Origin of the sequence: Actinomadura rugatobispora, assembly GCF_042656285.1 — a bacterium.
In the GTDB taxonomy this organism is placed as follows: Bacteria; Actinomycetota; Actinomycetes; order Streptosporangiales; family Streptosporangiaceae; genus Spirillospora; species Spirillospora rugatobispora.
In genome coordinates this window covers 181,327-201,552 of record NZ_JBHSON010000042.1, presented here as the reverse complement: position 1 = coordinate 201,552, position 20,226 = coordinate 181,327, and the positions used below count along the sequence as shown (strand labels likewise).

General features: G+C 71.3%; 16 protein-coding genes. 9 read left to right on the top strand and 7 right to left on the bottom strand.

Translation table 11 applies throughout. From position 1 onward, the window contains the following. Positions 1–466: 466 nt before the first annotated feature. The gene (locus ACFPZN_RS28170) at positions 467–1,321 is read left to right on the top strand and encodes a serine/threonine-protein kinase (RefSeq protein WP_378285234.1); all 855 of its coding nucleotides are present in this window, start codon (positions 467–469) and stop codon (positions 1,319–1,321) included. A gap of 78 nt (positions 1,322–1,399) precedes the next feature. On the opposite strand, the gene ACFPZN_RS28165 is transcribed toward ACFPZN_RS28170, so the two are convergent. Genes ACFPZN_RS28165 through ACFPZN_RS28155 form a run of 3 tightly spaced genes read right to left on the bottom strand, consistent with a single transcriptional unit; the run spans position 1,400 to position 3,700 of the window. Continuing rightward, a complete protein-coding gene (locus ACFPZN_RS28165) occupies positions 1,400–2,560 on the bottom strand; it encodes an OmpA family protein (RefSeq protein WP_378285233.1) in 1,161 nt (386 codons plus the stop codon). Positions 2,561–2,565: 5 nt separating this feature from the next. Further along, a complete protein-coding gene (locus ACFPZN_RS28160; protein ID WP_378285232.1) occupies positions 2,566–3,126 on the bottom strand; it encodes an OmpA family protein in 561 nt (186 codons plus the stop codon). A 7-nt stretch (positions 3,127–3,133) separates the two neighbouring features. Next, positions 3,134–3,700, bottom strand: a complete 567-nt coding sequence (locus ACFPZN_RS28155; protein WP_378285231.1) for a hypothetical protein — start codon at positions 3,698–3,700, stop codon at positions 3,134–3,136. A 155-nt stretch (positions 3,701–3,855) separates the two neighbouring features. Between ACFPZN_RS28155 and ACFPZN_RS28150 the strand changes: the two genes are divergently transcribed. The 7 genes from ACFPZN_RS28150 to ACFPZN_RS28120 all read left to right on the top strand — a co-directional run bounded on the left by ACFPZN_RS28150 (position 3,856) and on the right by ACFPZN_RS28120 (position 12,625). Continuing rightward, on the top strand, positions 3,856–4,392 hold the full coding sequence (locus ACFPZN_RS28150; protein WP_378285230.1) for an MDR/zinc-dependent alcohol dehydrogenase-like family protein: 537 nt from the start codon (positions 3,856–3,858) through the stop codon (positions 4,390–4,392). Positions 4,393–5,249: 857 nt separating this feature from the next. Continuing rightward, a complete protein-coding gene (locus tag ACFPZN_RS28145) occupies positions 5,250–6,053 on the top strand; it encodes a hypothetical protein (protein ID WP_378285229.1) in 804 nt (267 codons plus the stop codon). 15 nt (positions 6,054–6,068) lie between these two features. After that, entirely contained in the window at positions 6,069–8,033 is a 1,965-nt protein-coding gene (locus tag ACFPZN_RS28140; protein ID WP_378285228.1) for a fumarate reductase/succinate dehydrogenase flavoprotein subunit, read from the top strand. Further along, positions 8,030–8,800, top strand: a complete 771-nt coding sequence (locus ACFPZN_RS28135) for a succinate dehydrogenase/fumarate reductase iron-sulfur subunit (protein ID WP_378285227.1) — start codon at positions 8,030–8,032, stop codon at positions 8,798–8,800. Before ACFPZN_RS28140 ends, ACFPZN_RS28135 begins: the two co-directional genes overlap by 4 nt. A 444-nt stretch (positions 8,801–9,244) precedes the next feature. After that, positions 9,245–10,141: a Crp/Fnr family transcriptional regulator gene (locus tag ACFPZN_RS28130; RefSeq protein WP_378285226.1), complete on the top strand. Its 897-nt coding sequence runs from the start codon at positions 9,245–9,247 to the stop codon at positions 10,139–10,141. A gap of 110 nt (positions 10,142–10,251) precedes the next feature. Beyond that, positions 10,252–11,247, top strand: coding sequence for a LysR family transcriptional regulator (locus ACFPZN_RS28125; RefSeq protein WP_378285225.1), 996 nt, complete (start codon positions 10,252–10,254; stop codon positions 11,245–11,247). Positions 11,248–11,350: 103 nt separating this feature from the next. Further along, the gene (locus ACFPZN_RS28120) at positions 11,351–12,625 is read left to right on the top strand and encodes a M14 family zinc carboxypeptidase (RefSeq protein ID WP_378285224.1); all 1,275 of its coding nucleotides are present in this window, start codon (positions 11,351–11,353) and stop codon (positions 12,623–12,625) included. Between the two features lie 118 nt (positions 12,626–12,743). On the opposite strand, the gene ACFPZN_RS28115 is transcribed toward ACFPZN_RS28120, so the two are convergent. The 4 genes from ACFPZN_RS28115 to ACFPZN_RS28100 all read right to left on the bottom strand — a co-directional run bounded on the left by ACFPZN_RS28115 (position 12,744) and on the right by ACFPZN_RS28100 (position 17,904). After that, the gene (locus tag ACFPZN_RS28115; RefSeq protein WP_378285223.1) at positions 12,744–13,496 is read right to left on the bottom strand and encodes a succinate dehydrogenase/fumarate reductase iron-sulfur subunit; all 753 of its coding nucleotides are present in this window, start codon (positions 13,494–13,496) and stop codon (positions 12,744–12,746) included. After that, entirely contained in the window at positions 13,496–15,466 is a 1,971-nt protein-coding gene (locus ACFPZN_RS28110) for a fumarate reductase/succinate dehydrogenase flavoprotein subunit (RefSeq protein WP_378285241.1), read from the bottom strand. The genes ACFPZN_RS28115 and ACFPZN_RS28110 overlap by 1 nt, the downstream gene beginning before the upstream one ends. A 17-nt stretch (positions 15,467–15,483) precedes the next feature. Continuing rightward, the gene (locus tag ACFPZN_RS28105) at positions 15,484–16,173 is read right to left on the bottom strand and encodes a succinate dehydrogenase cytochrome b subunit (protein ID WP_378285222.1); all 690 of its coding nucleotides are present in this window, start codon (positions 16,171–16,173) and stop codon (positions 15,484–15,486) included. Positions 16,174–16,605: 432 nt separating this feature from the next. Continuing rightward, positions 16,606–17,904, bottom strand: coding sequence for a PP2C family protein-serine/threonine phosphatase (locus ACFPZN_RS28100; protein WP_378285221.1), 1,299 nt, complete (start codon positions 17,902–17,904; stop codon positions 16,606–16,608). A gap of 489 nt (positions 17,905–18,393) precedes the next feature. Between ACFPZN_RS28100 and ACFPZN_RS28095 the strand changes: the two genes are divergently transcribed. Next, the gene (locus tag ACFPZN_RS28095; protein WP_378285220.1) at positions 18,394–20,187 is read left to right on the top strand and encodes an ABC transporter transmembrane domain-containing protein; all 1,794 of its coding nucleotides are present in this window, start codon (positions 18,394–18,396) and stop codon (positions 20,185–20,187) included. Positions 20,188–20,226: the final 39 nt, after the last annotated feature.

Sequence of the window (20,226 nt, the reverse complement as noted above, 5' to 3'; positions counted from 1 at the left end):
AGCTCCTGCTCGACCGCGGCCGTGGTCGGCTTGTCGGACTCGGCCACCACAGCCTCCGTGCTCGTTCCGGTTGTCATGTGTCACTCCATGATCAGGAGTTACACCGAAAACCGTACAGTCCCCCCTCAACGCGGCGCTGAGGCCGTTGGTGGGGAGGTGCACGGGCGGGACTCACGAAGGTTGTGCTGGTGGTGGTGAAGTCGGGGCCCTCCTGGAGGGGGCGTGTGAACAGCCTGCTTGTGCTCTGCGGCTTTGGCGGGGGTGGTGATTGTGCGGATCCGCTTGTCGTTCCTGATCTTGGGGATGTGGGGTTGGGGGTGGCAGGTTGTTCCGTAGGACGCCGCGGTGTGCAGGTGGTGGAGTGTCGCCAGGTGTCGGGTGTCCTTGGGGACGTAGCCGTGGGCGGCTTGTGGGGGAGGGTGTTGGGACGCCGCGTGTTGTTGGGGGTTTTCGTACGATCGGTGGCGTGAGTGAGGGGTGGGTGATCGGGGAGCGGTTCGTCATGCTCGACCGCATCGGGGTGGGGGGATCGAGTCGTGTGTGGCGGGCCTTCGACCGGCACCGGGGGGAGTACTGCGCCGCCAAGCTGGTGCGTCAGACGGGGACGTCCGTCAGGTTGCGCGTGGTGCGGGAGCGGGCGCTTCGGCTTGCGCATCCCCATGTCGTGACGCCGTACGCGTGGTATCCGGCGGATGAGGACGTGCTCCTGGCGATGAACCTGGTCAGGGGTGGTTCATTGGAGACGCTGCTGGGGGACTACGGCCGTCTGCCCGCCGCGTACGCCGCCGAGTTGCTGGACCAGTTGCTCACCGCGTTGGGGCACATCCATGGCGCCGGGGTCGTGCATCGGGACGTCAAGCCCGCCAACCTGCTGATGGAGCCGAGTCCGGTCGGGGCACCGCATCTCCGGGTGGCCGACTTCGGGATCGCGTTGGGGGACGACGGCATGCGGTTCACGACGACGGGTTTCACGGTGGGCACGCCGGGCTACCTCGCCCCCGAGGTGCTCGACTGGAACCGTCCTGGACCCGCGCAGGATCTGTACGCCGCGGGAATGGTGTGCTGGCGGATGCTGACCGGGGCCGGTGATCCTGAGCCGCGCCAGAGCGTCGGACCGGCGCCCGCCGGTGTTCCGCACGGATTGTGGCGTGTTGTCGAGCAATTGTGCGCCGATGATCCCAGGGATCGGCCATCGGGCCCCGATATCGCGCGTCGTGAACTGGCTTCGTGTGGCCTTTCCGTGGAATTTCCCGCGAGGACGTCTGATGGCGAGCCGCTACAGATCTTCGATCATCTGGGATCGCCTCCTTCGCATGTTTAGGGGATCGTTGTTTTGGCGTGAAGGCCGATGGGCTGTGGGGGCGTTTTGGTTCAGGGTCTTTTTTGCGGGGCTGTTGGGTCAGGTTCGTTTGGCGGAGATGACCACGCGGCGGTTCTTCGCGCGGCCTTGCGGGTCGTCGGCGCCGTCGGGGGTCGTGTTGGCGGCGACGGGCTTGGTCTTGCCGTAGCCGGTGGCCTTGAGTCGGGCGCGGTCGATGCCACCCTCGGTGGTTAGCCAGTCGAGGATGGCCCGGGCGCGTTGTTCGGACAGCCGCCGGTTGGAGACCGGATCGCCTTTGGCGTCGGTGTGGCCGTCGACCTGCACGGAGGCGCCGGAGGGCACGTCGCGGTCGATAGAGTCGGCGATCTTCCGTAGCTCGGCGGCGGCCTCGGGTCTGATGTCGGCGCGGCCGAAGTCGAACAGGACATCGGCCTCGATGTTGTAGGCGATCGAGCCGTCGCCCCGGAAGACCTGACTCCTTCCGGCCGTGTAGGCCTTGAGGGACGCGGAGGGGACGCTCACGGCCGGGATGCTCACCGCGGGCGCGCTCACCGCCGGCACGGTCACGGACGGGATGCACTCGCCGGCGCTGTTGCAGAGCCGGGCGCGGAAGGCGGAGCCCCGGTAGGCCGAGCCGCGGTACACCGACGAGCGGTAGGCGGAGCTCCGGTAGGCCGACGAGACGTACTCGCCCTCCTGGGACGGTCTGAGCTGGCATACCTCGTCGACCCGGACGCCGTCGACTCCGACCGCGGGCGAGGTGACGGCATTGACCCGGATCGGGTCGGCCTTGATGCCGCCTGCGTCGATACCGGGGAGCTCCACGCCGGGGATGCTGACGCCGGGGACGCGGGTGCCGGGGATGGAGACGGCGCTGAGGCAGCCGCCGGGGGCGGGTCTGATGTCGACGCACTGAGCGGGGACGCGCTGGACCGGGATGTCCACCCCGGGAACGGCCACGGCGGGGATCTTCGCGCCGCCGATCGTGGCCTCGGGGATCCGTACCGGGTCGGCGTGCACGGCCGGGATCTCCACGGCCTTGATCAGCGGGCCGTTCGGGCAGGAGGCGGGCTCCGGAGCGGCAGGGGAGGACGGCGGCGCGGCGCGGGACGCGGAGGCGGGGGGTTCGGCGGGTGCCTGTGCGGGCCCGCCGCAGGCGGAGGCGAGCAGGATGAAGGCCCCGAGCAGCGCGATCAGAGAGGTCGTGGCGAGGGGCCTTCCCTTGAGCGGATGTCCCATGGGCGTCAGCCCTTCTGGAAGGTGATCTCGACGCGGCGGTTCTTCGCGCGGCCCTCGGGGTCGTCCTTGCCGCCCTTCTCGTTGGGCGCGACGGGTCTGGTCTCGCCGAGGCCCTTGGCCTGGATGCGGGACGCGGACGTCCCGCCCAGGACGCGGGCCAGTTCGGCCTTGACCGCCTCGGCCCGCCGGGCGGAGAGGGCCTGGTTGTAGCCGGGCTCGCCGAGCCCGTCGGAGTGGCCCGAGACCTCGATGGTGCCGGTGGACCCGCGCAGCCGTGGCGCGAGCCGGGCGATCCGGTCACGGGCGGCACCGGTCAGCGTCGCCTGGTCGAAGTCGAACAGCACGTCGGCGGAGATGCGGACGGTCACCTGACCGCCGCTGGTCTCCTCCGACTCCAGGGGCTGGACGAACTTCGCCGGGTCGATGTCGTGGACGTACCGTGCGGTGTGGAGCGGCCGGACGGACTCGTCGATCCTGGAGTCGGGGACGTCGGGATCGGCTCCCGCCACACCCGGGACGCCCAGGACGAGGCCGAGGGCGGCGGTGATGATGATCGGGCGGCGCATGGGGCGGTCACCGTCCGACCGGGACGTTGCGGAACAGCGGCCACGAGCCGTACTGGACGTCCAGCGCCTTCACGTTCTCCGGGGGCGCGGCGAAGGTGTAGGTCAGCAGGCCGGGCTGGTTGTTGCGGATGTCGGTGAAGATGTCGTCGGTCTGCAGTGCCTTGCCGCTGGAGTCCCGCACGACCACGTACCGCTTGAGGTTGACCGGGTCGAGCAGTGAGGCGCCGATGGCGTGCCTGCCGTTGAGGGCGTAGGGGCTGGGCCCCTGGTCGGAGTGGTCGGCCGGGACGTGCGGCGTGAGCCGCACGGTGAGCGTGGCCAGTTTTCCCCTGACCTGCAGTCCCATGACGGCGATGTCGATCTTGGCGCCGTTGGCGATGGGGGTGTCGAAGGTGGCGCCGACCACCGGCCGGCCCGTGGTGTCGACACCGGGTCTGCCCGCGGGCACGTCGGTGCCCTCCCGTGCGGCGCCGTCCGATCTCTCGGCGGGCTCCCCGCCCCCGGGCAGGGACGAGCAGCCGGCCAGCAGCGCGGTCACAGCCGCGATCGCCGCCGTGTGGTGCCTGATGTCCATGCGCGTCGTTCCTCCTTCGCGATCGCGACCCCCGTCGGGTCGTGCCGTCACATGTGCAAACTGCGTTCGCCGTGGCACCATGAGGTGAGGCGGGTCGGTGCCTTGTGCATCTGAGAAGGTACTATTTGCAAGTGTGAAGAGTCAAGGGGGTTGGCGTGGGCGTCGCCGAGGACACCGTGGCGAGGAACCGGGCGCTGCAGACGGAGTGGTACGGCGAACCGCTCGGCGACCGCTTCCGGCGGCTGCTGGACCGTCTGGAACTCTCGCAGTCGGGGCTGGCCGGCGTGCTGGGCCTGTCGCCGCCGATGCTCTCCCAGTTGATGTCCGGGCAGCGGGCGAAGATCAGCAACCCGGTCGTGCTGCACCGGCTCGGCCTGGCCGAGGAGTTCGCCGCCGACCCCGGCTTCGACGCGCTGCCGGCCGCGGAGGTGAAGGAACGCCTCCGGCGCATCCGCGGCGAGTCGGCGAGCACGACGTCGGGGGTCCGGGCGGCGACGGAGCGCGTTCCGGCGGAGTCGCCGGTGCGGGCGCTCCAGTCGCTCCTGCGCACGGTCGCGTCCGCGAACGAGATCGAGCACGCCGCCAGCATGATCGACGTCTCCTATCCGGAACTGGCCGAGGTCCTCCGCATCTACGGCAACGGCCGCACCAGCGAGGCGGAGGCACACCTGGCCCGGACCCTGGGGCGCTGACCTCCGTCCGCCATCACCCGAAGGCGCCGGGCGGGATGAGGAGGTTGCGTTCGCAGGTGTGAACGTTGCGGCGCCCTGAGCGGGTTCTGCCGTCGCCGGGGACAATCACCCGCGAGTCCGACTAGACGGTTCTGCCGCACCCGTCGGGGGCCACGTTCAGGGACGGTTCGCCGCGTCCGCTGGGAGACGTACCCGCAGCTACCGGGATCGTCCGCTGCGGCCGCCAGGACGGTTCGCCGTGTCTGCCAAGACGGTCCGCTGCAGTTCGCCGCGTCCGGTGGGACGGGTTGCTGCGGCTGTTGGGGCGGTTCGCCGCGTCCCGATCGGGAGATCCGCGGCTGCGGGGACGGCCGCGTCTGGCGGGCGGGTTCGCCGTGTCTGGTGGGTGGGGCCCGCGTCTGGTGCGTTGGGGCGGGGCGCGTGTTCTGAGGGTGGGCTTCCGCCTGGGGGAGTGGGTGTGCGGTCGGGCTTCTTCTGGTGGGGGAAGGCGCGCGCAATGGCGGGGGAGTTCGTGAGGGCTCGTGTTGGCGGGGGCGGGGCGTTCTAAGAAGGGGGCGGCGGATCGGGTTCATGCCCTTTGGCGCTCGTTTCCATTCCGCTCGGCCATAGCCACTGGTTATGAGGACCGGGGATTGGGCGGTAAGTTCCCGGAAGGCATAGCCTGTGGTCAGGCTCACATGATGGCCTGCCTGTTATGTATGTCACAGCTCCAGTCGAGTGGCGTAAGGTCGCTTCGCTGGAAACGCACACGAGGTGTCACTGCCTGCGTGCGACCGCGGCGCAGTGGGGGCGCGACGGCGGCGGATGTGCGTTCGACCGTGGTACGGGGACCCGACCCGAGCTCAGGAGAGCGAACGATGAGCACTGTGGAGGCGCCGGCCAAAGCGCGCGCCCAGATCAAGGAACGTACGCTCCGCAAGGACAACTGGCGGCTGTATCCCATCACCACGCTGGTGATCTTCACTGCGTGGGTGGTGTACGCGACGGTGCGCGCGTTCTGGGGTGCGGCCTTCTACGTCCCGGAGTATCACTACCTGACCCCGTTCTACTCGCCCTGTCTCAACGAGATCTGCGGTGACGCGGCGGAGTTCGGGACGTTCCTCCCGGCCGAGACCAAGGGGTGGATCCCGTTCGCGGCGCTGTCCCTGCCGTTCCTGCTGCTGTTCCGGCTGACCTGCTACTACTACCGGAAGGCGTACTACCGCTCGTACTGGGCGTCGCCGCCGGCGTGCGCCGTGCAGGAGCCGCACAAGAAGTACAGCGGTGAGCGCCGCTTCCCGCTGATCGGGCAGAACCTGCACCGGTACTTCTGGCTGGCCGCCGCGGCCATCTCGCTGATCAACACCTATGACGCGATCCTCGCCTACCACGGCAAGGACGGCGGGTTCGGCATCGGGCTGGGCAGCCTGATCCTCACCGCCAACGTGATCCTGCTGTGGGCCTACACGCTGTCGTGCCACTCGTGCCGGCACATCGTCGGCGGGCGGCTGAAGAACTTCTCCAAGCACCCGGTCCGGTACTGGGCGTGGGGCGTGGTCTCCAAGCTGAACGAGAAGCACGGGCAGTACGCCCTCATCACGCTCGGCTCGCTGGTGCTGGCCGACTTCTACGTGATGCTCGTGGCCAGCGGCACCATCTCCGACCTGCGAATCTTCAACTGAGGGGGCCTGTAGATCATGACTGAGATCGAGAGGCACTCGTACGACGTCGTGGTGATCGGCGCGGGCGGCGCCGGGCTGCGCGCCGCGATCGAGGCGCGGCTCCAGGGCAAGAAGACCGCGATCATCTCCAAGTCGCTGTTCGGCAAGGCGCACACGGTGATGGCCGAGGGCGGCGCCGCCGCGGCGATGGGGAACGTCAACCCCAACGACAACTGGCAGGTGCACTTCCGCGACACGATGCGCGGGGGCAAGTTCCTCAACAACTGGCGGATGGCCGAGCTGCACGCCAAGGAGGCCCCGGACCGGGTCTGGGAGCTGGAGCACTGGGGCGCACTGTTCGACCGCACCAAGGACGGCAAGATCAGCCAGCGGAACTTCGGCGGGCACGAGTACCCGCGGCTGGCGCACGTCGGCGACCGCACCGGCCTGGAGCTGATCCGCACGACCCAGCAGAAGATCGTCGCGCTGCAGCAGGAGGACCACGCCGAGACCGGCGACTACGAGTCGCGGATCAAGGTGTGGGCGGAGACGACCGTGACCCGGTTGCTGCTGGACGCCTCCGGCAAGGTCTGCGGGGCGTTCGCCTACGTCCGGGAGACCGGGAAGTTCGTGGTGTTCGAGACGCCGGCGGTGGTGCTGGCGACCGGCGGCATCGGCAAGGCGTTCAAGGTCACCTCCAACTCGTGGGAGTACACCGGCGACGGGCACGCGCTGGCGCTGCTGGCCGGCGGGACGCTGCTGAACATGGAGTTCGTCCAGTTCCACCCGACCGGGATGGTCTGGCCGCCGTCGGTCAAGGGCATCCTGGTGACCGAGTCGGTCCGCGGCGACCGCGGGGTCCTGAAGAATTCCGACGGCAAGCGGTTCATGTTCGAGTACATCCCCGAGGTCTTCAAGGCGCAGTACGCCACCTCCGAGGAGGAGGGCGACCGTTGGTACGACGACCCCGACAACAACCGGCGCCCGCCCGAGCTGCTGCCCCGTGACGAGGTGGCGCGGGCGATCAACTCGGAGGTGAAGGCGGGCCGCGGGTCACCGGCCGGCGGCGTCTACCTCACGGTCGTGGACCGGATGCCGGGCGGCGCGGAGGAGATCAAGCGGCGGCTGCCCGCGATGCACCACCAGTTCAAGGAGCTGGCGGACGTCGACATCACCAAGGAGCCGATGGAGGTCGGCCCGACCTGCCACTACGTGATGGGCGGGGTGGAGGTCGACCCGGACACGGGCGCGGCGCTGGTGCCGGGCCTGTTCGCCGCCGGGGAGTGCTCGGGCGGCATGCACGGCTCCAACCGGCTGGGCGGCAACTCGCTGACCGACCTGCTGGTGTTCGGGCGGCGGGCCGGGCTGGGCGCGGCCGAGTACGTGGACGCGCTGGAGGCGCGTCCGGCCGTCCCGGACGAGGAGGTCGAGGCGGCCACCGCCGAGGCGCTGGCGCCGTTCGAGCGGGAGGGCGGCGAGAACCCGTACGCGGTGCACGCCGAGCTCCAGACGACGATGAACGACCTGGTCGGCATCATCCGCAAGGAGGGGGAGCTCAAGCAGGCGCTGGAGGCCCTGGAGAAGCTGCGCGACCGGGTCGCCAACGTCAGCGTGGACCCGGTCGGGGTGCACGACGGCCGCGGCTACCACCCGGGCTGGCACCTGGCCCTGGACCTGCGCAACATGCTGCTGGTGTCCGAGGCGATCGCGCGGGCGGCGCTGGAGCGGCAGGAGAGCCGCGGCGGTCACACCCGGGACGACCACCCGGCGATGTCGCCGGAGTGGCGGAAGGTCAACCTGATCTGCCGGCTGGCGGGCGACCCCGACGCGCCGCGGGTGGAGCTGAAGCGGCAGCCGATGGAGCCGATGCGCGACGACCTGATCGGCCTGTTCGAGACCGACGAGCTGAAGAAGTACCTGACCGCGGACGAACTGCCCGCCGGCACGGTCGACGACGAGGCCGCCGCCGCAGGCGCCGAGACCGAGGAGAGTGACCGATGAGCTACGACGCCAAGTTCCGGGTCTGGCGCGGCGACGAGGGCGAGGGCGAGCTGGTCGACTACACGGTGGAGGTGAACGAGGGCGAGGTCGTCCTCGACATCATCCACCGGCTGCAGGCCACGCAGGCGCCCGACCTGGCCGTCCGGTGGAACTGCAAGGCCGGCAAGTGCGGCTCCTGTTCCGCCGAGGTGAACGGCATGCCGCGGCTGATGTGCATGACGCGGATGTCGACGTTCGAGGCGGACGAGACGATCACCGTGACCCCGGTCCGCACCTTCCCGGTGATCCGCGACCTGGTCACGGACGTGTCGTTCAACTACCAGAAGGCGCGGGAGATCCCGTCGTTCGACCCGGGCGACACCAAGCCGGGCGAGTTCCGGATGCAGCAGGTCGACGTCGAGCGCTCGCAGGAGTTCCGCAAGTGCATCGAGTGCTTCCTGTGCAACAACGTGTGCCACGTCATCCGTGACCACGAGGAGAACAAGGAGCAGTTCGCCGGGCCGCGGTTCCTGATGCGGATCGCGGAGCTGGAGATGCACCCGGCGGACGAGTCGGACCGGCGCAACATCGCGCAGGACGACCACGGGCTGGGTTTCTGCAACATCACCAAGTGCTGCACCGAGGTCTGCCCCGAGCACATCAAGATCACCGACAATGCGCTGATCCCGATGAAGGAGCGGGTCGTCGGCCGCAAGTACGACCCGGTGGTGTGGCTCGGGTCCAAGCTCGGCATCGTGAAGAAGGGCCAGGACACCCCGTCCGCCTGATTCCGGACTCCGCTGTTCGCCCTCTGCCCGGTCTCGCCGGACGGGCAGGGGGCGTTCGCATTCCACGCCCGAATTCTTCGGTGCGCCGTGCGATGGTGGGACGGATCGGATGTGCCGTGAGTGGTGGTGAATTGATCCGTGCGGGCTATCTCAGACGTGAGAGTTCTGTTTCGTTCGGCGGCACTCGGATGACGCTCACGGACCCCGTCGCCGGAGGCCATGGAAGTGGTGCCGGCGGGCGGCGTGCCCCCGTCGCCGCCGCCCGCCGAACCGCCGTTCCCCATGAACGCCGTAGCCCCAGGGGGCGGCCCTGCGGCCGCACACGCCGGGATCCACTGTCGTTCAAGGCGTCCCGCGTGAATAGGGAGAAGTTCACACAACGCGTGATGCTTTCGTGATTCCCCTCCCCGTCACGGCATGGCGGCTCTCGTTTAGCGTGGTTCCATGACCCCCCTGGAGCCTGGCTCGTTTCTTGCCGAGCTCACCCCCGACGAACGCGCCGATCTCCAGTCGCGCGGCCGGTTCCGCGACCTGGAGCGCGGCGCGGTGCTCTTCCGCGAGGGCGAATGGTCGACCTGGGTGGCGGTGCTGTTCGCCGGCCGGGTCAAGGCGTACTCCGACCGCGAGCACGGCGGCGAGGCGCTGCTGGACGTGCGCGGCCCCGGCGCGCTGCTGGGCGAGGTGGCGGCGATCGACGGGCTGCCGCGCTCGGCGACGGTCGCCACCCTGGAACCGGCCCGGGTGCTGGCGCTGACCGAGGAGGAGTTCATGTCCTTCCTCGGCGCGCACGGCCGGGTGTCCATCCTGATCATGAAGATGCTGTGCCGGCGGTGGCGGGACGCCGACCGGCGCCGGGTCGAGTTCGGCATGTTCGACGCGACCGGGCGGGTGGCGCAGCGGCTGGTGGAGCTGGCGGAGCGGTTCGGCGAGCCCTACGAGCCGGAGGGCCGCCGCGGCCGCAACGGCACGGGTCCGCGTCCCGACGACTCCGGTGCTCGCCCCGGCGGGCCCGCGCCGCGTCCCACCGCACCCACCGGGCCCGGTGGGACGGGACCGGCGGGCCGGGTTCCGGGCCCGCGCACTCCGGGCGCCCGCGGCCCGGGCGGCCCGGCCCGGCCGGGGCATCCTGGACTCCCCAGCGAGCCCGCGCGGCCGGACGAGGGCAGCAGCGTCCAGATCACCCTCCACCTGTCCCAGGAGGAGCTAGCGGGCTGGGTCGGCGCGTCCCGCGAGGCGGTCAGCAAGGCGCTCGGCACGCTGCGCCGGCACGGCTGGATCGAGACGGGCCGCCGCCGCGTGATCGTGCACGACCTCCAGGCCCTCCGCCGCCACGCCCGCTGACCCCCCGAAGCGGCACACCTCGCGGGCGTCGCATGCGGACGTGCCCTCCGAGCGCGAGGGGGTGGGGCCGGTCATGAGGCGCTGACCTGGCGGGTCGTACCCTGTGCAGGATGCAGTTACAGCAGCTCGCCTACTTCGTCGCGGTCGCGGAGGTCCGGCACTTCACCCAGGCGGCGGAGATCCTGCATGTGGCGCAGCCTTCGCTGTCCAAGCAGATCCGCGCGCTGGAGGCTGAGCTGGGCGCGTCGCTGTTCAGCCGGGCGCGCGGGAACATCACGCTGACCCCGGCGGGCGAGGCGCTGCTGCCGCTGGCCAAGCGGATCCTGGCCGACGTCGACACGGCCCGGCTGGAGGTTCAGGAGCTGGCCGGGCTGCGCCGGGGACGGGTGCGGCTGGGCGCCACGCCGTCGCTGTGCGCGGGCCTGCTGGGCGACGTGCTGCGCCGCTTCCACGACACCTACCCGGGCATCCGGCTGATCGTCGAGGAGGGCGGGTCGCGGGACCTGGTGCGCGACCTGACCCGCGGGCTCCTGGACCTGGCGCTGGTGATCCTGCCGCTGCACGGCGATCCGCCGCTGGAGACCACCCCGATACTGCGCGAGAACCTGGTGGTGGCGTCCCCGGCGGAGCCCGGCCGGCCGCCGCGGCGCCCCTACCTGCGGATCGAGGATCTGCGGAACCGGCCGCTGGTGATGTTCCGCTCCGGGTACGACCTGCGCGAGGCGACGATCGGGGCGTGCCGCGCGGCGGGGTTCGAGCCGCGGTTCGCGGTCGAGGGCGGGGAGATGGACGCGGTGCTGCGGTTCGTCGAGGCGGGGCTGGGCATCGCGGTCGTGCCGTCGATGGTGCTCGCGGGACGTCCCGGCCTGCGCGGCACGCCCCTGGTCCTCGCCGACGACCGCGCCCACCAGGAGCACGACGGACCGGGCCTGCAGCGGACGATCGCGCTGGCCCGCCGCAAGGACGTCGAGCCGACGCACGCCGCGCGCGCGTTCCAGGCGACGCTGGAGACCTATCTGGTCGAGGCGGCGCTGGGCGGCAGCCTGCCCGCGGGCGTGGAGGCGATCGGCCCGATCACGGCCTCGGCGGGCCGTCAAGACCAATGATCACCGATCTCGGCGGTCCGGTCTCGGCGGATTCGGGGGACCCGCGGGGTCGTTCGCGCGTCTAGATTCCGGGGCACGTTGATCTTTAGCCCCCGGAGATCCCATGCGCTCGCTCCCTCCGTCCCCCCGCCGCGCCGCCGCGCTCCTGATCGCCCCGCTCGCCCTCGGGCTGGCCGCGCCGCCCGCCCTCGCCGCCCCCGCGCCCGCCCCCGTCCCCGCCCCGGCTCCGTCCGCCCCGCCGCAGGAGTGCAGCGACGAGCCGCGCGACCTCCCGACCTGGAAGTTCATCGACTACGACGAGATGCGCAGGGAGCTGGCGCGGATCGAGCGCGCGAGCCACGGCAAGGTGGACGTGCGCGTCGCCGGGAAGTCCACCCGCGGCCGGTCCATCTACACCGCCACGGTCGGCACCGGGAAGAAGGTCTTCCTGGTCAACAGCGAGATCCACGGCAACGAGAAGACCGGCACCAGCTCGCTGCTGCGGATCCTCGCGTGGCTGGGCACCTCCGGCTCGCCGGAGGCGAAGCGGCTGCGCCGCGAGATCACGTTCGTCGCCGTACCGAAGATCAACCCGGACGGGGCCGAACTCGACCGGCGCGGCAACGACCACTCCTGGGACGAGGTGCAGCGAGAGTTCCCGCAGCTCGCGGGCCGTCCACCGGCCTGGAACTACCTCAACGGGACGCAGCAGGGCGACGACTACACCCGGCGTCCCGGGTTCGACCTCAACCGCGACTTCAACGTGGACCTGAACTACAAGCCCAAGCCCGAGGACGTCCCAGGGCAGTCGTCGAGCTTCGGCTGGTTCCTCAACGCCGAGTCCCAGACGCTGCGCGACATCTACAAACGCCTGCGCGCGCGCCACGGCAAGGTGGACGTCTACGTGGACCTCCACCACCAGGGGGCCTGCGTTAGAGAGGACGCCCAGAACCGGCTGCTGGACGTCGCCGTCGACTACCCGCCCCTCCCGGACGTGTTCTTCCAGCCCGGCGGCAAGTACGCCCCGTACGCCAAGACCTACCCCAAGGACTTCTCCAAGCAGCTCGCCATCAGCGCGTTCCGTGGAATCGAGGGCGACGGCTACATCGCGGCCCGCTACCCGCACGCGCCCACGCGCGACCTGCCCGGCCAGGCGCGTTCCTCCTTCGGCCTGAACGGCACCGGCACGGTCCTGTTCGAGGTGCGCGGCCAGACCCAGAGCATGGGCCACCACCAGTCCGAGCGGTTCATCAACGCGGTGACCGGCGGGCTGATGAACATGCTGAACGACCTCGCCACGGGCAAGGTGCGCGGCATCGACCCGGACAGCTTCGAGCAGCTCCCGGGCACCGCGGAGGACGCGGCCGCCCGCGCCCTGCGCGAGCTAGAGGAACGCTGACGCACACCCCGGGAAATGGAGAAGGCGCCCTGGGCCACCCCAGCCCAGGGCGCCTCGTCTGAGGCGACCACCTCTGTCGCGCAGCAGTCCGGCTACTGCGCGCAGCCAGCCGTCCGGCCTACTTCTTGCGGCCTCCGGCGCTGGCCTTGAGGTAGTCGTTGTTGAGCCGGCCGATGACGTCCAGCGGGATGCCCTTCGGGCACGCCACGGTGCACTCGCCGGTGTTGGTGCAACCGCCGAAGCCCTCGTCGTCGTGGGTGTCCAGCATGTCGACGACGCGGTCCCAGCGCTCCGGCTGGCCCTGCGGCATGAGCCCCAGGTGGGTGACCTTCGCGCCGAGGAACAGCGCCGCCGAGCCGTTCGGGCACGCCGCCACGCACGCGCCGCAGCCGATGCACTCGGCCGCCTCGAACGCCCGGTCCGCGTCCGGCTTGGGCACCGGCACCGAGTGCGCCTCGGGCGCGGTGCCGGTCGGGGCGGAGATGAAACCGCCGGACTTGATGATCCGGTCGAACGCCGAGCGGTCCACGACCAGGTCCTTGACCACCGGGAACGCCTTGGCCCGCCACGGCTCGACGTCGATGACCTCGCCGTCCTTGAACTTGCGCATGTGCAGCTGGCAGGTCGTGGTGTTGCGCTCGGGGCCGTGCGGCGTCCCGTTGATGACCAGCGAGCACATGCCGCAGATGCCCTCGCGGCAGTCGTGGTCGAAGGCGACCGGCTCCTCGCCCTCGGCGATCAGCTTCTCGTTCAGGACGTCCAGCATCTCCAGGAACGAGGCGTCGGGGGAGATGTCGCCGAGCTTGTACTCGACCATCCGGCCCTTGTCCTCGGGGCCCTTCTGGCGCCAGACGCGCAGTGTCAGCTTCATCACTTGTACGACCTCTGGCTCGGCTTGACGTATTCGAACTCGAGGGCCTCCTTGTGGAGGACGGGCTGCCCGCCCGCGCCGGCCCATTCCCAGGCGGCGACGTAGGAGAAGTTCTCGTCGTCCCGCTTGGCCTCGCCGTCCTCGTCCTGGCTCTCGGCCCGGAAGTGGCCGCCGCACGACTCGGAGCGGTGCAGCGCGTCGATGACCATCAGCTCGCCCAGCTCCAGGAAGTCGGCCACCCGGCCCGCCTTCTCCAGTTGCTGGTTGAGCTCCTGGCCGCCGCCGGTGACCTTCACCCGCGTCCAGAACTCCTCGCGCAGCGCGGGGATGAGCTCCAGCGCCTTGCGCAGGCCCTCCTCGGTGCGCTCCATCCCGCAGTACTCCCACATGATGTGGCCGAGCTCGCGGTGGAAGGAGTCGACGGAACGGTCCCCGTCGATGGACAGCAGCCGCTCGATCTGGTCCCTGACCCGGGTCTCGGCCTCGGCGACGGCCTCCTCCGAGACCGGGCCGAGGTCGTTGCGGGCGATGTAGTCGCCCAGCCCCGTCGGCAGCACGAAGTAGCCGTCGGCCAGGCCCTGCATCAGCGCGGACGCGCCGAGCCGGTTGGCGCCGTGGTCGGAGAAGTTGGCCTCGCCCACCACGAACAGGCCGGGGATGTTGGACTGCAGGTCGTAGTCCACCCACAGCCCGCCCATCGTGTAGTGCACGGCGGGGTAGATGCGCATCGGCGTCTCGTACGGGTTCTCGCCCGTGATCCGCTCGTACATCTCGAAGAGGTTGCCGTACTTGGCCTCGACGGTCTTGCGGCCCAGCCGCTCGATCGCGTCCGCGAAGTCCAGGTAGACGCCCAGGCCGCCGGGGCCGACGCCGCGTCCCTCGTCGCACACGTTCTTGGCGGCGCGGGAGGCGATGTCGCGGGGGACCAGGTTCCCGAACGAGGGGTAGATGCGCTCCAGGTAGTAGTCGCGCTCGTCCTCGGGGACGTCGGACGGCCTGCGCTCGTCGCCCCCTCGCTTCGGCACCCACACCCGGCCGTCGTTGCGCAGCGACTCCGACATGAGCGTCAGCTTGGACTGGTGGTCGCCGCTGACCGGGATGCACGTCGGGTGGATCTGCGTGTAGCAGGGGTTGGCGAAATAGGCACCATGCCGGTGGGCGCGCCAGGACGCGGTGACGTTCGAGCCCATCGCGTTGGTGGAGAGGAAGTACACGTTGCCGTAGCCGCCGGACGCCAGCACCACCGCGTCGGCGGTGTGGTGCTTGACCTCGCCGGTGATCAGGTCGCGGACGACCACGCCGCGGGCCCGCCCGTCCTGCATGATCAGGTCGAGCATCTCGTGGCGCGCGTACAGCTCCACGTTCCCGGCGTCCACCTGCCGCATCAGCGCCTGGTACGCGCCGAGCAGCAGCTGCTGGCCCGTCTGGCCGCGGGCGTAGAACGTCCGGGACACCTGGGTGCCGCCGAACGACCGGTTGTCCAGCAGGCCGCCGTACTCGCGGGCGAACGGCACGCCCTGCGCCACGCACTGGTCGATGATCTGCGTGGAGATCTCCGCCAGCCGGTGCACGTTGGACTCGCGGGCGCGGAAGTCGCCGCCCTTCACCGTGTCGTAGAACAGCCGGTGCACGCTGTCGCCGTCGTTGCGGTAGTTCTTGGCGGCGTTGATCCCGCCCTGCGCGGCGATCGAGTGGGCGCGCCGCGGGCTGTCCTGGAAGCAGAACTGGACGACGTGGTAGCCGGCCTCGCCCAGCGTGGCGCCGGCCGAGCCGCCGGCCAGCCCGGTGCCGATGATGATGATCTTCTTCTTGCGCTTGTTGGCCGGGTTGACCAGCTTGGCCTCGAACTTGCGGGTCGTCCAGCGGTCCTCGACCGGCCCGGCCGGGGCGCGGTCGTCGGCGATCGGCGCGCCCGGCGTGTAGAAGCCGCCGTCCACGGGGCCGCCGGTCGCGCGGGAGGCGTCGGGCATGTTCGGCTTGCTCATGATCAGCTCACCCATCCGAAGGTGACGGCGAAGGGCACGGCGAGGAAGCCGACGGTGACCAGCACGGCGACCGTCGCGGCCAGGAGGCGCAGCGTGCGCTCGTTGCGGGGGGTGCGCAGCCCGAGGGTCTGGAACGCGCTCCAGATCCCGTGCCGCAGGTGCAGCCCGACCAGCGCGAGCGCCACCACGTAGAAGAGCGTCACGTACCAGCGGGACGGGTCGAAGCCCTCCACGACCCGCTCGTACGGGGTGGCGTCGCGGCCGCCGGGGTTCACCACCAGGAACGTCATGTCCAGCAGGTGCCAGATCACGAAGAGCGCGATGATGAGGCCGCCGAACCGCATCGTGTGCGTGGCGTAGCCCTGCGCGTGCGACTTCTTCTTGGCCTGGTACTTCACCGGCCGGGCCTTGGAGGCGCGGCGGGCCAGCGACACCGCCGACCACATGTGCAGCACGACGGCGGCGAACAGCACGATCTCGGTGAGCGTCAGCACGGTGCGGTGCGGGACGGCGGGCTCGCCGACCGTGCGCAGCCAGTGGGCGTAGTGGTTGAAGTCCTCGGCCCCAAAGAAGATCTTGAGGTTCCCGGCCATGTGCCCGAGCAGGAACAGCACCAGCACGGCGCCGCTCACGGCCATGACCGCCTTCTTGCCGACGGTCGACCGGTAGATCGCAGGTATCGCTGTAGCCACGAGCGCACGGTACGACCGGGCGGCTCAAGAGATCCAAGTCATGGCCGTACTCGTTTCGATAGCCCTGGGCTATGAACGGTGCGACATGGGCATTTCGGGCATGCCGCTACATCGTCCAAGGTGAGAGACCTCACAGCACGATCAGGGAACTCCACCGGCCCGGTCAGGCCCCGCCCGCCGGCGGCCCGTCCACGCCGCACGGCCTGCACCGACGCCGCCGCGTGGCCAGGCGGTCACCCCACCCTGGCGGCAGCGGTCACCCTGGCATGGCCGGGCGGTCACCCTGCTTGGCGGCGATGGTCACTCTGCTGTGGCCAGGCGGTCACCTTGCCGTGGCGGCGAGCGGTGACCGCCGCGCCGGTCAGCGTCACCCGGCCGGCGGCGAGGGGTGCCCGTCGTGTCGGTCAGCGTCACCCTGCCGTGGCGGCGAGGTTACTCCGCCGGGGAGTGTGCGGGGTCGTCGCGGGACAGCAGCAGCACCGCCAGGTCGTCGGTGAGCGCGTCGCCGTTCAGGTCCTCGACCTCGGTCACGAGCGAGTCGATCAGGCCCCGGCCCGCGGCGCCCGCGCCGCGGGCCTTGCGGGCCAGCTCCACCAGCCCGTCGGTGCCCAGCCGGGTGGCGCCGTCGCCGACGCGGCCCTCGATCAGCCCGTCGGTGTAGAGCATCAGGCTCCACGACTCGCCCAGGTCGATCTCGGTGGTCGGCCACTCGGCGCTCGGCACCAGGCCCAGCGCGGGCCCGTGCGCGTACTCCGGCAGCGCCACGACCTCGCTCTCCGCGCCGTTGTGCCGGAACAGCAGCGGCGCCGGATGACCGGCCAGGTGCATCCGCGCGGTGCGCAGCGACGGCGCGATCGTGATCATGCACAGCGTGGTGAAGATCTCCTCGCTGCGCCGCTCGTGCCCGAGCACGGTGTCCAGGGTGCCCAGCAGCTGCTCGCCGGTGTGCCCGGCCAGCACCAGCGTCCGCCACGCCATCCGCAGCTGGACGCCCAGCGCCGCCTCGTCCGGGCCGTGCCCGCACACGTCGCCGATCATCAGGTGCACCGCGCCGCCCTCGGTCTGCACCGTGTCGTAGAAGTCGCCCCCCAGCAGCGCCCGGCGGCGGCCCGGACGGTACCGGGTGTGGTGGCGCAGCCCCGGATCGTCGATCAGCGGCACCGGCAGCAGGCCGCGCTCCAGCCGGGCGTTCTCCCGGCCCATGATCCGCGCCTCGACCAGCCGGCGCTCGGTCTCCTCGGCCCGCTTGCGCTCGATCGCGTAGCGGATCGCCCGGGCCAGCAGCGGGCCGTCCACCTCCTGCTTGACCAGGTAGTCGGCGGCGCCGGCGGCGACCGCCCGCACCCCCAGCCGGGTGGCCGGGCGGACGTCGTCGAGCCCGGTCAGCACCACGACCGCGGCGTTCCGCGCGATCGACAGGACCTCCCGGAGCTCCTCGATCGGGTCGCGGCCCTCGGGGGCCGACAGGTCGACGATGATGCACTGGGTGCGGCGGGTCAGCAGACGCCGCGCCGCGGGCAGGCCGTCGGCGACGGACAGGCTGATCTCCAGCCCGCTGTCGTCGAGCATCCGCTCGACGAGGAAGACGTCCGACGGATCGTCGTCGATCAGCAGCAGGTCGACCCGTTCCTCCGATCCGTGCGCGACGGCGTTCGGATGCGCGCCGTGACCGGCATGCCCGTTCGGTCGGGCGCCGTGCGGATTGTGCGAATGGTGGCTGACGGTGCTCACAAGGCTTCCGGACTGTCGGCGGGCGGCGGCACAGGCAACGGCCGGACGCCCGGTCGCGATCACGGGTGCGCCGTGTTGACCTGGGCCGGACCGCGCCGGGGCAGCGGCATCGGCCTAGCCGCCTGGATCCCGGCTCAAGGAGCGGAGGAGCACGCTCCGTACTCACCCGACCCTACCGTACCGGCGGGCCGCCCCCCAGGCTCCCGGACGGAACGGGCGGCCCCGCCCACCGGCCCGTAACCCGCTGAAAGGCCCGCTGCACAGGGGCTGTAGAGGCGTTTCGGGGTTGCTCCGGATCGGGTCCGAATCCGCTGAAGGGTTGCTTCGGGACGGTCCCAGGCTCGTTACGGGCTGTCCGTTGCGAGGGGAACGGCCGTCCCGAGTGTGTGAGGTCCGCCTCAAGGGCCGCTGACCGGCGCTTTACCCCCGCCCGGGGCCCCCGCAAAAAATCGTTCGAGGTTCCGCCGCGAGCGTGCTTAATCTTCCGTCGTGAAGACGCTGCCGGTCGAAGATCCCGGGAGGCCGGACCGGCGATCGCCGGCGCGCTACCTCCTGTGGCTGGGACGTACCCAGGCGCGCCCGCTGGCCGGCGGCGCCGCGCTCGGGGTGGTGTGGATGCTCAGCCAGGCGCTGATGCCCGCCGCGATCGGCCGCGCCATCGACCAGGGCGTGACCGCCAAGGACACCGGCGCCCTGCTGGTGTGGGCCGGCGTCCTGCTGGTGCTGGGCGTCGTGCAGGCGGCCAGCGGCGTCGCCCGGCACCGGTTCGCGGTCTTCAGCTGGCTGGCCGCCGCGTACCGGACCGTGCAGGTCGTGACGCGGCAGGCGACCCGGCTGGGCGCCACCCTCCCCAAGCGGCTGAGCGCCGGGGAGGTGGTGAGCGTCGGCGTCGCGGACGTGTCCCATCTGGGCGACGCGATGGACATCGTGGCCCGCGGCACCGGGGCCGTGGTGGCGATCGTGGCGGTGGCGGCGATCATGCTGGCCGCCTCGCCGCCGCTGGGCCTGATCGTGCTGGTCGGGGTGCCGGTGATCCTGGTGGTGGCGGCGCCGCTGCTGCGCCCGTACCGGGAGCGCGAGCAGCGTCACCGCGAGCTGGTCGGCGAGCTCAACACCCGGGCCACCGACCTGGTGGCGGGCCTGCGCGTGCTGCGCGGCATCGGCGGCGAGCGGCTGTTCGCCGACCGCTACCGGGCGGAGTCGCAGCGGGTGCGGGAGGCGGGCGTGGCCACGGCCCGCGCCGAGTCGAAGCTGAGCGGCGCCGAGATCCTGCTGCCCGGCCTGCTGATCGCGCTGGTGACCTGGGCGGGCGCCCGGTTCGCGGCGGAGGGGGCGATCACCGCCGGCCAGCTGGTGGCGTTCTACGGGTACGCGGTGTTCCTCATCCATCCGCTGAAGACCGTGGGCGAGGCGGCGGGCAAGCTGACCAAGGCCCATGTCGCGGCCGCGCGGGTGGTCGCGGTGCTGGACCTGGAGCCCGAGGTGCCCCTGGACGGCACGGCCCGTCCCGCGCCCGGCGGCGAGCTGCTGGACGCGGCGTCCGGCCTGGTCGTACGGCCCGGCCGGTTCACCGCGATCGCCGCGGCCGACCCGCGCGACGCCCAGGCGATCGCCGACCGGCTCGGCCGGTACGCCGACGGCGAGGTGAGCTACGGCGGCCTGCCGCTGGCGGAGCTGGCCGACCTCCGCGAGCGGATCCTGGTCGCCGTCAACGAGGACCGCCTGTTCTCCGGTCCGCTCGCCGAGAGCCTCACCACCCCCGGCACCGCGGACGGCGCGCTCGACCGGGCGCTGGCGGCGGCCGCCGCCGAGGACGTGATCGCCGCGGTGGGCCGGGACGCCCACGTGGCCGAGGCCGGGCGGGAGTTCTCCGGCGGGCAGCAGCAGCGGCTGCGGCTGGCCCGCGCGCTGGCCGCCGATCCGGAGGTGCTGGTCCTGGTGGAGCCGACCAGCGCGGTGGACGCGCACACCGAGGCGCGCATCGCCGACCGGCTGGGGCCGGGCCGCGCGGGCCGCACCACGGTGGTGTGCACGACCAGCCCGCTGGTGCTGGACCGCGCCGACCACGTGGTCTACGTCGAGCGCGGGAAGGTCGCCGCGGAGGGCCCGCACCGCGACCTGCTGGCGTCCGAGCCGCGCTACGCCGCCACCGTCACGCGCGGCGAGACGGGCGGCACCGTCGGCGGCGCCCGGGAGGACGGCGCCGGCGGCGCCGGGCCGAACGGCGCCGAGCCGGACGGCGGCGGCGGCGACCGGGCGGCCGAGGCCGTCGTCCTCGACTGAATCCACCGACACACCGCTGCATCCACGACATCGACCGGA

Coding starts and splice junctions, on each gene's coding strand:
- ACFPZN_RS28165 (WP_378285233.1), bottom strand. CDS start 2,560: ATGGGACATCCGCTCAAGGGAAGGCCCCTCGCCACGACCTCTCTGATC.
- ACFPZN_RS28160 (WP_378285232.1), bottom strand. CDS start 3,126: ATGCGCCGCCCGATCATCATCACCGCCGCCCTCGGCCTCGTCCTGGGC.
- ACFPZN_RS28155 (WP_378285231.1), bottom strand. CDS start 3,700: ATGGACATCAGGCACCACACGGCGGCGATCGCGGCTGTGACCGCGCTG.
- ACFPZN_RS28145 (WP_378285229.1), top strand. CDS start 5,250: ATGAGCACTGTGGAGGCGCCGGCCAAAGCGCGCGCCCAGATCAAGGAA.
- ACFPZN_RS28140 (WP_378285228.1), top strand. CDS start 6,069: ATGACTGAGATCGAGAGGCACTCGTACGACGTCGTGGTGATCGGCGCG.
- ACFPZN_RS28135 (WP_378285227.1), top strand. CDS start 8,030: ATGAGCTACGACGCCAAGTTCCGGGTCTGGCGCGGCGACGAGGGCGAG.
- ACFPZN_RS28130 (WP_378285226.1), top strand. CDS start 9,245: ATGACCCCCCTGGAGCCTGGCTCGTTTCTTGCCGAGCTCACCCCCGAC.
- ACFPZN_RS28125 (WP_378285225.1), top strand. CDS start 10,252: ATGCAGTTACAGCAGCTCGCCTACTTCGTCGCGGTCGCGGAGGTCCGG.
- ACFPZN_RS28120 (WP_378285224.1), top strand. CDS start 11,351: ATGCGCTCGCTCCCTCCGTCCCCCCGCCGCGCCGCCGCGCTCCTGATC.
- ACFPZN_RS28115 (WP_378285223.1), bottom strand. CDS start 13,496: ATGAAGCTGACACTGCGCGTCTGGCGCCAGAAGGGCCCCGAGGACAAG.
- ACFPZN_RS28110 (WP_378285241.1), bottom strand. CDS start 15,466: ATGCCCGACGCCTCCCGCGCGACCGGCGGCCCCGTGGACGGCGGCTTC.